Genomic DNA, 14,170 nt, shown 5'->3' on the forward strand with positions numbered 1-14,170 from the left:
GACAACCCTTATTGACTCAGTTGGCCGATGATCGAGAACATCGGGAGAAACATGCCCGCCACGATGGTGCCCACAATCGCCCCCAGGAAGACGATCATCAGGGGCTCAATGGCGGCGGTCAGGCTCTCGACGGCCTCGTCCACCTCGCGGTCGTAGAAGTCGCCCACCTTCCCCAGCATGGAATCCAGCGCCCCCGTCTCCTCGCCGATGGACACCATGCTGACCACCATGGGCGGAAAGACCTTGCTCGTCGCGAGGCTCGCGCTCATCGGCTCGCCCACCATCACCACGTTCTTGGCGTTCTCGATGGTTTCTTCCACGATGGCGTTGTTCGCGGTGCCCTTGGTGATTTCCAGGCTCTCGATGATGTTCACGCCGCTGCTGATCAAGAGGCCGAAGGTCCGGGCGAAAGACGCGATGGCGCTCTTTTGCAGCAGGTTCCCGAACACGGGCAGCCGCAGCTTGATGTCGTCGATGGTGTGGCGGCCCTTGGGCGTCTTGTAGATGTAGCGGTACGCGACCACAATGACCGCGATAAAGCCGAAAATCAGCAGCCCCGAGCTTTTCAGGAAGTCCGACACCGCCATCAGCATCCGGGTGATGAAGGGGAGCGGCGCGTTGAGCTGCGCGAGAATCCCCGCGAACTGCGGCACGATGGTCGTGAGCAGGAAGTACGTGATTCCCAGCGCGAAGACCAGCACCATCACCGGATAGGTCATCGCGCTCTTGATCTTGCCGCGCAGCGCGAGTTCCTTTTCCTGAAAGGCGGCGATCCGGTCCAGAATGGAGTCCAGCGTGCCGCTCGTCTCGCCCGCCCGCACGAGGTTGACGTACAGGCGGTTAAAGACCTTGGGATGTTTGACGATGGCCTCGCTGAGCGGCGTGCCGCCCTCCACGTCGGTGCGGATGCTCGCCACGATGCCCTGAAAGGTCTTGTTCTCGATCTGCTTTTGCAAGATGGCGAGCGACTGCACGAGCGGCACGCCCGCGTTGATCAGCGTGGCGAGCTGCTTGGAAAAGACCGCCACCTGCTTGAGACCGGGGGGGCGGTCGGTCAGGCCCGGAATCTTGACGTCGGCATTCAGGCCCGTCTTGGGGGGCTTGATCTCGACGATCATCATGTTCTTGGCCCGCAGCGCGTCGCGGACTTGGCGCTCGGTCTCGGCCTCCATCTGGGACTTCAGGACCTTCCCGGAACGGTCCCGGACGCGGTATTCGTAGACCGGCATGGCGGTGACTATAGTGGCGGGGGTCTTGCGTTCCCCTTACAACGGGCGCGGGCGCCCCGCCCTGAATCTCCCATGAACACACCCTTACCCAGTGGGGCTTCCCCCCAGATCACCCAGGCCGCGGCCCGGCTCGCCGGGGGCGACGTGGTCGGCTACCCCTCCGAGACGGTCTGGGGCCTCGCCGCGCACCCGGCGTCCCCCCAGGGGCTGGCCGCCCTCTTCACCCTCAAGGGCCGTGACCCCGCCAAGCCCGTGCAGGTGTCGTGCCTGGACGTGGCCCACGCCCGCCCCCTGACCCGGACGCCGGAGGTCGTCGACGCTCTCGCCGGGCTGTGGCCGGGGCCGCTGACGTTGGTGGTGCCCGCCTCGGACGCCTGTCCGCCCCCCCTCGCTCCCGGCGGCTGGGTGGGGCTGCGCCTGCCCGACCACCCGGTCGCCTCCGCGCTGCTCGCGGCCTGCGGGGGCCTGCTCGCCACGACCAGCCTCAATCCGGCGGGACTCCCCGCCGCCCGCACCCACGCCGAGGCGGAAGGCTACGGCCTGGGCGTCTTCCTGCTGCCTGACGGCGGGGTGCCCGCGCGGGGCGAGGCGAGCACGGTGGTGCGGGTGGGGCTGGAAGGCAGGCTGGAGGTGCTGCGCGATGGGGCCTTGCCCGTGGCCGAGGTGCGGGCGCGGCTGGAAGGCCGCCGCCCGTGACCCCCACCCCCGAGCAACTCGTCGGCGCGGCCCTGCTCGCCGCCGGACGCCCGGTGACCCGGCGCGAGGTGGCCGAGCTGCTGGGGCTGCCGGAGGAAGCCGCTGCCCGAACGCTGGACGCCTTCGCCGCCCGGTTGCGGGAGGCGGGGGTGGGCTTCGAGGTGGAGGCCGTCGCGGGGGGCTACCGCCTGGTGGTGCCCCCGGCCCTGTCCGCCCACCTCGCGCCGCTGCTGGCCCCGCCGCCGCTGCCTGCGCTGAGCGCCGCCGCGCTGGAGGTGCTGGCGATCATCGCCTACCGCCAGCCCGTCACCCGCGCGGAGATCGAGGCGATGCGCGGCGGCAGCGCGGGCACCGTGGTGACGCTCCAGGAGCGCGAACTCGTCAAGGTGGTGGGCCGCTCGGACGCGGTGGGTCAGCCCCTGCTGTACGGCACCACCGAGCGCTTCCTGCTGGAGTTCGGCCTGACCGGGCTCGACGAGTTGCCGCCTCTGGAGGGCGCCGAGTTCGCGGGGCTGCTGCGGGGATAGGGGAGGCGGTCGGTGGTCAGCCGTCAGCTTTCGGCAGGGGCCAGCGCGAGAGCCTGCGTCCGCCGAGAGCTGACGGCTGAAGGCTGATACCTTCTGTCCCATGTCCGCCCACCTCCCCTCGGCCACCGACCTCGCCCGCGCCGTCCAGTCCGGGGGCGTGACCCCGCAGATCCTGCTGGACGAGGCCCGCGCCCGGACCCAGACGGCCCGCAACCTCAACGCGGTCGTCAGCCTGAATGCGGGGGCGGACGAGGTGGCGGTGCGGGTGGCCGAGCGGGTAGCGGCAGGGGAGACGTTGCCGCTCGCGGGGGTACCGGTCGTCCTCAAGGACAACATCAACGCTCGGGGCACGCCGACGACCTGCGGCAGCCGCATCCTGGCAAACTATATCTCGCCTTACGACGCGACCGTCGTGGAGCGGCTGACGGCGGCGGGGGCCGTGATCGTGGGCAAGGCGAATATGGACGAGTTCGCCATGGGGTCCAGCACCGAGACGAGCGCCTGCGGCCCCACCCTCAACCCCTGGGACCGCTCGCGGGTGCCCGGCGGCAGCAGCGGCGGGAGCGCGGCGGCGGTGGCGGCGGGGCTGGTTCCGGTCAGCCTGGGCAGCGATACGGGCGGCTCGGTGCGGCAGCCCGCCGCGCTGACGGGCGTGTACGGCCTCAAGCCCACGTATGGGCGGGTCAGCCGCTACGGGCTGGTGGCCTACGCGAGCAGCCTCGACCAGATCGGCCCCTTCGCGCGGTCGGCGGCCGATCTCGCGCTCGTCATGAACGTGGTCGCCGGGCACGACCCCCGCGACGCGACCAGCCTGGACGCGCCCCCGGCCTTCCGCGTGGGCACCCCAGACGAGCTGCGCGGGCTTCGGGTCGGCGTGATTCGCGAGAGCCTGGAGGGGAACACGGTGGGGGTGGAGGCCGCGCTGGAAGCCATGCTGGGCGCCCTGCGCGGAGCCGGGGCCGAGGTTCGGGAGGTCAGCCTGCCCCACCTGCGGCACGCCATCGCCACCTACTACCTGATCGCCATGCCGGAAGCGAGCAGCAACCTCGCCCGCTACGACGGCATGGTCTACGGCGAGCGCGTTCCGGCCGGGGACGTGGTGGGCAGCATGACCCAGACCCGCGAGCGCGGCTTCGGGGACGAGGTCAAGCGGCGCATCCTGATCGGCACCTACGCCCTGTCCAGCGGCTACTACGACGCCTATTACAGCAAGGCGATGCGGGTGCGCCGATTGATCGCGGACGACTTCGCGCGGGCCTTTGGCGACTTCGACCTGCTCGTCTCGCCCACCAGCCCCTTTCCCGCCTTCCGCCGGGGCGAGAAGACGGGCGATCCCCTCGCCATGTACGCCGCCGACGTGGACACGGTAGCCGTGAACCTCGCTGGGCTGCCCGCGCTGAGCGTGCCCGCCGGGTTCGAGACGGTGGACAGGGTGCGCCTCCCGGTCGGCGTTCAGTTCATCGCGCCCGCGCTGGCTGACGAGCGATTGACGGCGTTGGCGGGCGCGTTGGAGGAGATGGGGGCGGTTCGGGTGGAGGTGGCGCCGGGCATCTGAGCTACGCCCAGGCCCGCACCACCCGCAGCCGCTCGCCGTCGCCGTCCACCACGGCCACCAGTACCTCCTCCAGCGTGACGACGTGCCGCCCCACCGCCGGGTGCGCCGGACGCTTGCCCTGCCGCAACTCGCGGGCGAGGCGCTCGTCGGCCTCAATCCGGGGGAAGTCCAGCACGGCGAGGTCGGGCAGGCCTTCCGCGTCCGCTAGTCCGTCCACGGCCACCGCGTCCGCGAGGTCGTAGCGGCCCACCCGCGTCCGCACCAGCCCGGCGAGGTGCGCGGGCACCCCCAGCGCCGCCCCCACGTCCCGCGCCAGCGAGCGCAGGTAGGTGCCGCTGCCCACACGGGCGCGGACGAGCAGGGTGGGGAAGTCACCCAATGCGGGCGGAAGGATGAAGGTCTGTCCCGCCGGGTCCGGGGTCCACCCCTCCACATCCCGAGAGAAGGTGCGGGGAGCGTCGTCCACGGAGGAAAAGAGGCCGAGCAACTCCAGCGCCTGAATCTCCACCGGACGCGCCTTCAGCTCCAACTCGCCCCCCGCCCGTGCCACCGCGTAGGCCCGCTGGCCGCCCACCTGAATGGCGGAATACTGCGGCGGCACCTGAAGTTGTGGCCCCAGGAATCCGGCGAGGACCTCGCGCACGTGGGCCTCGCCGGGTGGGGGCACCTCGGCCTGCTCGGTGACGGGTCCCTCGGCGTCCAGCGTCGGCGTGCCTGCGCCCAGGCTGATCCAGGCGAGGTAGTCCTTCGAGTCGTGCTCCATGAACTGCACCAGCTTGGTGGAATCGTCCACGCACAGCACCAGCACGCCGGTCGCCAGGGGGTCCAGCGTCCCGGTGTGGCCCACCCGCCGGGTGCCCCGGGCGCGGCGGGCACGGTTCACCACGTCGTGGGAGGTCAGGCCGAGCGGTTTGTCCACGGCGATCACGGGCATAGGAGAGGCAGCGTAGCAGGGCCGGGCATCCGCCGACGGGAGGAGTGGCATACTCCGCCGGATGCCGCCCGCCTCCCTCTTCACCGTGCTGCGAACCCGGCCCCTTTTCCGGCGGCTCTGGCTCGGCGCGATGGTCTCGGGCCTGGGCGACACCCTGAGCTGGCTCGCGCTGACGTGGTACGTGCTGGAACGCACGGGCGGCGGCACGGCGGTGGGCGGCTTGCTGCTGTGTTTCGCGCTGCCCGCCGTCGTCACCGCTCCCCTCTGGGGCCGGGCGATGGACCGCTTTCAGCCCCGCCCGCTGATGCTGGCCGACAACGTGGCCCGCGCCGCCCTGATCGCCCTGATTCCGCTGCTGGACGCGCTGGGAGGGCTGGAGCTGTGGCTGGTCTTCCTGATCGCCGCGCTGATGGGGGCGCTGGCCCCCGCCACCCAGATCGGGGTGCGCCTCTACGTGCCCACCCTCCTTCCCGACCCCGAGCTGGAGGGGGGCAACGCCGCCTACGGCCTGACCACCCAGCTTCCCACCGTGTTTGGCCCAGCGCTCGCGGGGCTGCTCGTCGGGGCGTGGGGAGCGCCGCGTGCGCTGGGGCTGGACGCGCTGACCTTCCTGGCGATGGCGTGGGCGCTGTTCGCGCTGCCCCGCCTGCCGCGCCGGGAGCGGGCCGCCGGGGAGGAGCGGGCACCCACGGGCGGGCGGTGGCCCCCCGCCGTCCTCGCGGTGCTGGGGCTGACCACCCTCTTCTACTTCGGCTACGGCCCGCTGGAGGCCGCGCTGCCCGTCTTCGCCCGCGAGACGCTGGGCACGGGGGCGCAGGGCTACGGGGTGCTGTGGTCGGCGCTGGGGGTGGGGACCCTGGGGGGCACGCTGCTGGTGGGCGTGCTGGCGCGGAGCCTGCCCACCCGACTCGTCCTGGTCGGCATTATGGCGCTGTGGGGGTTGTGCGTGGCCGCGCTGCCGCTGGTGCCGGGCTTCGGGGCGGCGCTGGGGGTCATGTTCGTGGGTGGGGTGCTGTGGGGCCCCTACACCGCGCTGGAAACCACCCTGCTGCACCGCAGCGTGCCCGCCGAGCGGCAGGGGCGGCTCTTTGGGTTGCGGACCATGCTGCTGGGTCCCGCCGCGCCCCTGGGCACCGCGCTGGGTGGCCTGCTGCTGCTGGGCGTGAATGCGGGTGGGGTGATCGCCCTTTCCGGGCTGGCCTGCCTGCTGGGGGCCTTCGTCGCCCTGCCGTGGCTGCGGCGCGGCACCCCGCCATAGGAGTCGGCCGCCCCCCTCGCCCCGCCTTAAGACAGGCCGGGCCAGTGGCCCCGGAAGTGGCGGCTACACTGCGGGACGTGTTGCGTGCTGCCCTGTGGCTGACCTCGCTGGTGTTCGTGCCGGTCGGCCTGTTTCTGTATTTCCTGCCGCCCGAGGTCGCCACGCTGCTGACCGTCTCGCCGCTGTGGCTGGCCCGCGTGAGTGGCGGGCTGGTGCTGGCCTGGGGTCTCCTGCTTCTGGCGGCGAGCGGCCGTCCAGACGCGCTGGGGGCCGGGGCGCTCGCGGGCGGCAACCTCCTGCTGGTCGCGGCCCTGGTGCCCGCCGTGCTGCGGCTGGGCGACACGCTGCCCCCCGCCGTGCGCGGCGCGATGCTGGGCTTCGCCGGGCTGCTCACCGTGCTGGCGGTGCTGGGGCTGCTGGGCTGGCCCTCCGCCAGTTCCCGGAGGGACGCGTGACGGGCGGTGGCGGCGGTGCCCCCGAGCGTCTGCACAAGCGCCTCGCGCGGGCCGGAATCGCCTCTCGCCGAGCGGCCGAGGCCCTGATCGCGGCGGGACGTGTCACGGTGAACGGGGAAGCGGCCACGCTCGGCCGCACGGTGACCCCCACCGACGAAATCCGGGTGGACGGGCGGCTGATCGACGTGACGGCGGCGCCTGCGGTCACGTATGTCCTGCACAAGCCTGCCGGGTACGTCACCTCCGCCCGCGACGAGTACGGACGCCGCACCGTGCTGGACGCGATGCCCCCGGTTCCCGGCCTGCATCCGGTCGGCCGCCTGGACCGCGACTCCGAAGGGCTGCTGCTGCTCACCACCGACGGCGACCTCACCCTGCGCCTCACCCACCCCCGCTACGGCCACGAAAAGGTCTACCGGGCTTGGACGGATGGAGACGGCGACCCCAGCCCCGCCGATCTCGCCCGGCTGGAGCGCGGCGTCCCGCTGGACGATGGTCTGGCACAGGCGCTCAGCGCCCGCCCCGCGCCCGGCGGTGCACTCGTGACCCTGGGGGAAGGCCGCAACCGTCAGGTTCGCCGGATGCTGGAGGCGATCGGCCACCCGGTCGTCCGGCTCCTGCGCCTGCGGATGGGAGGCCTGTGGCTGGGCGACCTCGGCCCCGGCGAGTACCGCGAACTCGACAGCCGTGACCTGCACCATCTCCTGCACCCCGCCGAGGTGCCGCGCCGGGTCTGGGAGCGGCAGGAGGCAGAGACGCTGGAGCGGTGGGCATAGGCGTAGCTTCTGTGGTCCAGCTCTTGGAGAGTGGCGCGGGCAGACTCCGGCCTGTCCCCTCCACGTTCCTCCAGTCCCCACCCGCCCTGCTACACTCCGGAGCGCGGGGAGGCTCACGGCCGCGCCTCTGCTCACGCAGGGGTGAGGAAAGTCCGGGCACCGCAGGGCAGGATGCCAGCTAACGGCTGGTCGGCGAGTCAAGCGCCTACCCGAGCGCCAGGTCGGGGGGGAGGCGGCGAAGCCGAAGGACAGTGCCACAGAAACCAGACCGCCATCTCCAGACAGCCCCGGCGCGGGTGGAGCTGGTCAGGGTGAAACGGTGCGGTAAGAGCGCACCAGGCCTCCGGGAGACCGGAGGCGCTGGTAAACCCCATCCGGTGCAAGACCCGACAGCGCGGGAGGAACGGCCCGTTCCGATGATCGCCAGGATGGTCGCTTGAGGCACGCGGCGACGCGTATCCCAGAGAGATGGCCGTGCCCCACCCCCCGGTGGGAGACAGAACCCGGCTTACCGCCTCCCCGCTCCACTCCAGGCCCGCCGTCTCCCATCCGGGGCGGCGGGCCTGCTTATGCCCGGCCGCCCTCCTTGCTCCGCGCCTCCCAGGCGGCCACCAGCAGCCCGGCGATCATCAGCACGCCGCCGATCGGCGTCACCGCCCCCAGCCAGCGCGGCCCGGTCAGCACCAGCAGGTACAGGCTGCCGCTGAAGATCACGGCTCCCGCCAGCAGCAGGGGCACCCACGCCCCCCGCCGTTCCCCCGCCCCCAGCGCGAGCAGCGCCAGCGCCACATACATCTGGTAGCGCACGCCCGTCTCGAACGTGGCGAGGTCGCCCGCGTCCAGCACGCCGCGCAAGCCGTGCGCCCCGAAAGCGCCCAGCCCCACTCCCAGGGCGGCCAGCAGCGCCCCGGTCACCGTCGGATTCAGTCTCATCCCCGGAGGGTAGGGCGCGGCGACAGGGGAGGGGCAGAGGCAGTCGCCCCGGTAGGGCAAGTGGGAAAAGGGAGGGCCACGGCTCCCCGAATCGGGGAAATTGTGGGAATCGGTGGTAAAGCGTGGGGGGGGCTGTTACACTCCCGGTAGCAGCCCACAGTCGCGTCTGGTACGCCGCTGCGCGGCTGCGCGTCGTGCGCCCCCGGCCGGAGCCTCCGGTGGGAGGCGTGTGGGAAGAGAGAAACGTTGCCGTTCGGAGAGTACCCCTACACCATTGATGACAAGGGCCGCCTGGTCATGCCTCCGGCCTTTCGGGACTTCGTGGAAGATGGGATGATCCTCACGCGCGGCATGGAAGGCTGCCTCTACGTCTTTCCGCTGGCAAGCTGGCGGCGGGTCGAGGAGCAACTCGAAGGCCTGCCCCTCACGGACGCGGCTTCCCGCGCCTTCGTGCGGTTTTTCTATTCCGGCGCCAGCAAGGCGCGGCTGGACAACCAGAGCCGCGTCTCGGTGCCGCTGGCCCTGCGGACGTTTGCGGGGTTAGGCAGCGACGTGATCGTGGCGGGTGCCCCCGGACGGCTGGAACTGTGGACCCCGGCCCGCTGGGAAGCGGCCATCGCGGCTGTGCAGCAGGACCCGCCCAACCCTGACCTTCTCGCCCATTTCGTGGCGTAACTGACATGACAACCCTGCCCCCCGACGACCCCTTTCCCCCCACCCTCTCCCACATCCCGGTCCTGGCGACCGAGGTGATCGAAGCCCTGGCGCCCGCTCCCGGCCGGGTCATCGTGGACGGCACCCTGGGCGGCGCCGGACACACCCGGCTGCTGCTGGAGGCGGGCGCCGCCGTGATCGGCATCGACCAGGACCCCTACGCCCTGAACCGCGCCCGCGAGGCGGCCCTGCCCGGCCTGACCGTCGTGGCGGGCAATTACCGCGACCTGCCCGAGCTGCTGTCCGGCCTCGGCGTCTCGCAGGTCGACGGCGTACTGCTCGACATCGGCGTGAGCAGCTTTCAGCTCGACGACAGCGGGCGCGGCTTTTCCTACCACACCGACGCTCCGCTCGACATGCGGATGAGCCAATCGGGCCTCTCCGCCGCCGACGTGGTGAACACGCTGCCCGAGGAAGAACTCGCCGCGATCATCTACGAGTACGGCGAGGACCGCCATTCCCGCCGGATCGCCCGCGCCATCGTGCACGCCCGCGAGAAAGCCCCCATCGAGACGACGGTGGCCCTCGCGGACCTCGTCAAGCGGGCCTATCCCGGCTTCTCGCGGGGCATTCACCCGGCCCGGCGCACCTTTCAGGCGCTGCGGGTGCACGTCAACGACGAACTCGGCGCCCTGCGCGACGGGCTCGCCGCCGCCGAGGCGGTGCTCGCGCCGGGGGGCCGCCTCGCGGTGATCTCCTTTCACTCGCTCGAAGACCGCATCGTCAAGCGCTTCCTGCGGGGGTCGGCCACGCTCGAACCTCTCACCAAGCGCCCGGTCGAGGCGTCCGGGGAGGAACAGGCCCGCAACCCCCGCGCCCGCAGCGCCAAGCTCCGCGCGGCCCGCAAGCTCGGCCCGGATGAGGCAGCGGGCCGGGAGGTGGCCCGGTGACCGTCTGGAGGCGTCTTCCCGACCTCTCGCGGCTGGACGTGAGCATCGCCACCTGGCGGGCGCGGGCGGTGCGGTACCTCGCCATCTACCTCGCGCTCGCGCTGCTGCTTGTGGGAGCGCGGGCCTTGACCCAGGACGTGCGCCCGACCTTGCGGGCCGCGCAGGACCGGGAAGCGGCGCTCACCACCGAGCGCGACGAGCTGGAACTGCGGGTGCAGACCCTGACCGGCTCGGCGCGGGTGCGCGACTGGGCCTTTGCCAATGGCATGCGCCGCTTTGCCGGGTCGCGCACGACGGCCGGGCGCTTCGGGGCCGTGCCCCTGCCCGACCCCCTGACTCCCCGGACCACGCTGGAGGTGCAGACCGAATGGAAGTGAAGATCCAGAGTCGCTCGCGCTGGATGCAACTCATCGCGCTGGCGCTGTTCATGACCCTGGTGTGGGCCTACGCGCAGCTTGAATGGGGCGTGCCGCAGGGGGTCAAGCGTTCGGTCGTGCAGTCGCGCGGCCCCATCGTCGCCCGCGACGGCACCGTGCTGGCCCGCAGCGTGGACGGCGAGCGGGTCTACCCCCAGGGCACCCTCGCCGGGCAGGTGATCGGCATGATGGGCGCGACCGAGGGGCTTGAGGGCCTGGAAGCCGCCTACAACCGCAGCCTGGAAGCGGGCCAGCCGCTGCGCCTGACCCTCGACCCCGCCACCCAGTCGGCCGCCGAGGCCGCGCTCGCCCGCTACGTCCCCGAGCACGAGGCGCAGTACGGCTCGGTCGTGGCCCTGGAGACCCGCACCGGCCGCATCCTGGCGGCGGCGAGTTACCCGCCCTTCGACCCCAACAAGTGGCGCGTGTACTCGGCCGAGACCCGGCGCAACCGCCCCCTGCTCGACGTGTACGAGCCGGGCTCCACCATCAAGGCGCTGATCGTGGCGGCCGCCATCAACGAGGGCCTGACCACCCCCAACACGGTGTACGACACGCCCATGCGCCGCTACGTGGGTGAGCGCTGGGGCAGCACCATCGGGGACAGCGTGGACCACCCGGCCCGGCTGACCACCCGCCAGATCTTGCGTTACAGCAGCAACGTGGGCATGAGCCATATCGTCGAGGAGTTCGAACCGGAGCGGATGCGCAATTACCTCCGCGCCTACGGCTTCGGGGACTACGCCGAGCTGCCCACCGTGGCGAGCAGCACCGGGACCCTGCAACCCCTGCGCAACTGGAACGACCTGGTGCGGGCGACCAACGCCTTTGGCCAGGGCATGAGCGGCACCACCCTGCAACTCGCCGCCGCCTACAACGTGCTTGCCAACGACGGCCGCTACGTCTCCCCCCGCCTGGTGGAGGGCGAGCCCGCCGGGGAGCGCCGCGACGTGCTGAGCCCGGCAACCGCCCGCACCGTGCGCACCATCCTCAAGGAAGTCGTCAAGGAGGCCATTCCCACCCAGGCGGGCCTCGAAGGGTACGACCTGATGGGCAAGACGGGCACCTCGCAAGTGTCTCTGGGCGCTCAGGGCTACTCCAGCAGCCTGTATGACGCGACCTTCGCCGGGATCGTCTCCTATCCCGCCGACACCCCCCGCGTCACCATCGCGGTGATGGCCCACGGTGCCAAGCGCGGGCATCACGGCTCACAGCTCGCCGCACCCATCTACCGCGACGTTGCCTCCGACATCCTCTCGCGCTGGGGGGCCGCACCAACTCCCCCGCCTCCCGAGAAGGATGAAGACCCCAAACCCTGAGCCTTTTGTGAGGGCTTTCAACTTTCCCTTCCCCCGCAAGCCAGCCCACCGTGAGCTGGCTTTCTTTGCGTCGCAGACGAAGTGGAAGGGTGTCCACCATTGCCCCGAGGGTCTGTGCTCAAGGGTGCCCCGTCAGGGTCGAATCTGGGCAGAACAGACCAGACTTCATGAGAAGTACGGTGAGAGCATTAGAAGTTGACTCATCTGTGATCTGTCGTCCTGGTGCGCCGATGCCGCGTGAGGTGTGCTGACTGGGCGGTCCAGTTCGCTGCCAAGATGAGAGCCTCGAGCTGGAGTTCACAGAAGTCTCCCACGCGGCCTCTTTAGGCTCAGGCCTGAAGAAAGCCCCCTGGGGGCTCGCCCTCTTTCAGACCCCATCCGGCCACGTTGCCCCGCGTGCGTGGCCGCAGGAGAATGCATGCTGAACCCCGCTCCTTTGCTGATCCCGGCCGTGCTGGCCACCCTCGCCACCGCCGCCGCGACCCCCGTGCTGCCTGCCCCGGCGGTCGCCGCCCAGGCGGTGCGGGAAGCCCTCGCGCCGGAGGTGGCCCCGGCCCCGGTGACGGTCCCCGCGCCGGTCGCCCGGCCCCAGGCGACTCCGGTCCAGGCGGCCGCTGCCCAGCCCACCCCGGCCCAGGCCCGCGCCCAGGCCATCGAACAGGCGCAGACGGTCCTGGCCCAGAGCGCCCGCCAGGGCCGCAGCGTGGTCGCGCGGGCGACGGCCTACAACAGCCTCGCGGCGCAGACCGACTCCACGCCCTTTATCACGGCGACCGGCACGCGCACGCGGCCCGGCGTAGTGGCCCTCAGCCGTGACCTGCTGCGCCTCTTTCCTTACGGCAGCCGCGTGACCATCGAGGACCTCAGCGGGAAATACAACCACCTGCTCCGGGGCCGGGTCTTTTACGTCGAGGACACGATGGCCGCCCGCAAGACGAACAGCATCGACATCTGGATGAGCACCCGCAGCCAGGCCCTGCAATTTGGGGCGCGGCAGGTGCGCATCACCGCCGTGCGCTGAGTCCAGGCCGGGTCCCGCTTTCCAGGGCGTGGGGTCTCTCCGGAGGCCCCCCGCCCTTCGCCGTTGGGGGCAGGGCGAAGCTGCTATCGTCCCCAGACGTGACCCGGCCCCCCGCCCGCTCCTCCTGCCCGCTGCGTTCCGCATGAGCCGTTCCCCGGACCTCGCCTGGACGGTCGCGAGGGCGCACCTCGCGCGGCGGCGCACCCAGAACGTGCTCACGGTGCTGGGGATCGCGGTGGGCGTGATGGTGTTGATCGCGGCCCTGAGCCTCACCAACGGCTTTACTCGCGCCCTGGTGGACGCGACCCTGCGGGCCAGCCCCCATCTGAGCCTGACCTCCTACGCGCCCGCGGGCCGCGATGCGGGACTGGAGGCCGAGGTGCGCTCGGACCCCCGCGTCACCGCGTTCGTGCCCTTTGTGGGCGACAAGGGCCTGCTGACCCGCCCCGCCGGGGAGGGCCGCGCGGCGGGGGTGGATTTTGCCACCCTCTTCGGCGTGACCCCAGCCGCGGCGGGGGTGCTGGGGCTGCGGCCGGAGGAAGCGCGGCTGCTGCGCGGGCTGGGCCAGAACGAGATCCTGCTGGGCGAGGCCTTGGCCCGCAGCGTGGGGGCCTTTCCGGGAGACGAGGTGCGGCTGCTCAGCAGCACCCAGCGCCGGGCGACCCTGCGGGTGGTGGGGGTGTTCAGCACAGGCAACTTCCTGATCGACTCGGGCTACGCCTTTACCCGCCTGGGGACCCTCCAGGCCCTTCAGGGCACGCGGAACATCACCGGCTACCAGCTTCGCCTGCGCGACCCGGACCTCGCCCGCGAGGTGGGGCAGGAGCTGACGCGGCTGCGGCCCTACGCTTCCCTGCCCTGGCAGGACCTGTACGGCACGCTGCTCGACCAGCTCGCCCTGCAAAAGCGCGTGATCGCCTTCGTGGTGTTCCTGATCGTGATCGTGGCAGCGTTCGGCATTGCCAACGTGCTGACCCTGGCCGTCTTCGAGAAGACCCAGGAGATCGCCATCCTGCGGGCCATCGGCGCCACGCGGGGGCTGATCACGCGCGTCTTCCTGATCGAGGGAGCGGTGCTGGGGCTGGGGGGGCTGCTGCTGGGCAACCTGCTGGGGTTGGGCATCAGCCTGTATTTCACCGTGCGGCCTTTTCAGTTGCCGGGCGATCTCTACTTCATCACCGCGCTGCCCGTGGAGGTGCGCTGGACAGACCTGCTGTGGGTCAACGCGGTGGGCCTGGGCACCACGCTGCTCGCGGCCCTGATTCCGGCCCGGCGGGCGGCAGGCGTGGAACCTGCCCGGATCATTCGCTAAGGAGGCCACAGGGGCGCCGCCTCCCACCTGCCTCCACGCCGTCCAAAAACTTCGTCCCTGTCGCTGCCACAACCTGACCGTCGGCTGAACCACCATTAAGTTTCGGGGCGCCCCCGCTCATGGCCCGTCATGGAC

15 protein-coding genes and 1 other RNA gene are annotated in these 14,170 nt (G+C 71.4%); 13 read left to right on the forward strand and 3 right to left on the reverse strand.

The window, feature by feature from the left end:
* Positions 1 to 8 precede the first annotated feature (8 nt).
* Positions 9 to 1,229 carry a type II secretion system F family protein gene (locus L1280_RS02775; RefSeq protein WP_253580512.1) on the reverse strand — a complete coding sequence of 407 codons (1,221 nt, stop codon included), beginning with the start codon at positions 1,227 to 1,229 and terminating at the stop codon, positions 9 to 11.
* Between the two features lie 72 nt (positions 1,230 to 1,301).
* Here L1280_RS02775 and L1280_RS02780 point away from each other — a divergent pair, with 72 nt between their 5' ends.
* The 3 genes from L1280_RS02780 to gatA all read left to right on the forward strand — a co-directional run bounded on the left by L1280_RS02780 (position 1,302) and on the right by gatA (position 4,007).
* Complete coding sequence (locus L1280_RS02780; RefSeq protein ID WP_253580513.1) at positions 1,302 to 1,925, forward strand: L-threonylcarbamoyladenylate synthase; 624 nt, start codon at positions 1,302 to 1,304, stop codon at positions 1,923 to 1,925.
* The gene (scpB, locus tag L1280_RS02785) at positions 1,922 to 2,452 is read left to right on the forward strand and encodes an SMC-Scp complex subunit ScpB (protein ID WP_253580515.1); all 531 of its coding nucleotides are present in this window, start codon (positions 1,922 to 1,924) and stop codon (positions 2,450 to 2,452) included. The genes L1280_RS02780 and scpB overlap by 4 nt, the downstream gene beginning before the upstream one ends.
* Positions 2,453 to 2,552: 100 nt before the next feature.
* The gene (gatA, locus tag L1280_RS02790) at positions 2,553 to 4,007 is read left to right on the forward strand and encodes an Asp-tRNA(Asn)/Glu-tRNA(Gln) amidotransferase subunit GatA (protein WP_253580517.1); all 1,455 of its coding nucleotides are present in this window, start codon (positions 2,553 to 2,555) and stop codon (positions 4,005 to 4,007) included.
* A gap of 1 nt (position 4,008) precedes the next feature.
* Here gatA and truB read toward each other — a convergent pair whose 3' ends face one another.
* Complete coding sequence (truB, locus tag L1280_RS02795) at positions 4,009 to 4,941, reverse strand: tRNA pseudouridine(55) synthase TruB (RefSeq protein ID WP_253580519.1); 933 nt, start codon at positions 4,939 to 4,941, stop codon at positions 4,009 to 4,011.
* 61 nt (positions 4,942 to 5,002) lie between these two features.
* On the opposite strand from truB, the gene L1280_RS02800 reads away from it, so the two are divergent.
* From L1280_RS02800 to rnpB, 4 genes are all read left to right on the forward strand, one after another.
* Entirely contained in the window at positions 5,003 to 6,199 is a 1,197-nt protein-coding gene (locus L1280_RS02800; protein WP_253580520.1) for an MFS transporter, read from the forward strand.
* Positions 6,200 to 6,276: 77 nt separating this feature from the next.
* Entirely contained in the window at positions 6,277 to 6,654 is a 378-nt protein-coding gene (locus L1280_RS02805) for a hypothetical protein (protein ID WP_253580521.1), read from the forward strand.
* Positions 6,651 to 7,430 (forward strand): pseudouridine synthase, encoded by a 780-nt coding sequence (locus tag L1280_RS02810; RefSeq protein WP_253580523.1) that lies wholly within the window; start codon positions 6,651 to 6,653, stop codon positions 7,428 to 7,430. The genes L1280_RS02805 and L1280_RS02810 overlap by 4 nt, the downstream gene beginning before the upstream one ends.
* A gap of 103 nt (positions 7,431 to 7,533) precedes the next feature.
* Positions 7,534 to 7,957, forward strand: an RNA gene (gene rnpB / locus L1280_RS02815) — RNase P RNA component class A.
* A 40-nt stretch (positions 7,958 to 7,997) separates the two neighbouring features.
* On the opposite strand, the gene L1280_RS02820 is transcribed toward rnpB, so the two are convergent.
* Entirely contained in the window at positions 7,998 to 8,363 is a 366-nt protein-coding gene (locus L1280_RS02820; protein WP_253580524.1) for a DUF423 domain-containing protein, read from the reverse strand.
* Between the two features lie 246 nt (positions 8,364 to 8,609).
* On the opposite strand from L1280_RS02820, the gene mraZ reads away from it, so the two are divergent.
* The 6 genes from mraZ to L1280_RS02850 all read left to right on the forward strand — a co-directional run bounded on the left by mraZ (position 8,610) and on the right by L1280_RS02850 (position 14,035).
* Positions 8,610 to 9,038 carry a division/cell wall cluster transcriptional repressor MraZ gene (mraZ, locus tag L1280_RS02825; RefSeq protein ID WP_253580525.1) on the forward strand — a complete coding sequence of 143 codons (429 nt, stop codon included), beginning with the start codon at positions 8,610 to 8,612 and terminating at the stop codon, positions 9,036 to 9,038.
* 5 nt (positions 9,039 to 9,043) lie between these two features.
* Positions 9,044 to 9,967 carry a 16S rRNA (cytosine(1402)-N(4))-methyltransferase RsmH gene (gene rsmH / locus L1280_RS02830; RefSeq protein ID WP_253580526.1) on the forward strand — a complete coding sequence of 308 codons (924 nt, stop codon included), beginning with the start codon at positions 9,044 to 9,046 and terminating at the stop codon, positions 9,965 to 9,967.
* A complete protein-coding gene (locus L1280_RS02835; RefSeq protein ID WP_253580527.1) occupies positions 9,964 to 10,344 on the forward strand; it encodes a hypothetical protein in 381 nt (126 codons plus the stop codon). Before rsmH ends, L1280_RS02835 begins: the two co-directional genes overlap by 4 nt.
* Positions 10,335 to 11,702 (forward strand): penicillin-binding protein 2, encoded by a 1,368-nt coding sequence (locus L1280_RS02840; protein ID WP_253580529.1) that lies wholly within the window; start codon positions 10,335 to 10,337, stop codon positions 11,700 to 11,702. Before L1280_RS02835 ends, L1280_RS02840 begins: the two co-directional genes overlap by 10 nt.
* A 418-nt stretch (positions 11,703 to 12,120) precedes the next feature.
* The gene (locus L1280_RS02845) at positions 12,121 to 12,723 is read left to right on the forward strand and encodes a 3D domain-containing protein (protein ID WP_253580530.1); all 603 of its coding nucleotides are present in this window, start codon (positions 12,121 to 12,123) and stop codon (positions 12,721 to 12,723) included.
* Between the two features lie 142 nt (positions 12,724 to 12,865).
* Positions 12,866 to 14,035: an ABC transporter permease gene (locus tag L1280_RS02850; RefSeq protein ID WP_253580531.1), complete on the forward strand. Its 1,170-nt coding sequence runs from the start codon at positions 12,866 to 12,868 to the stop codon at positions 14,033 to 14,035.
* The last annotated feature ends 135 nt before the right edge of the window (positions 14,036 to 14,170 follow it).

Origin of the sequence: Deinococcus sp. HSC-46F16, from assembly GCF_024171495.1 — a bacterium.
GTDB lineage: Bacteria > Deinococcota > Deinococci > Deinococcales > Deinococcaceae > Deinococcus.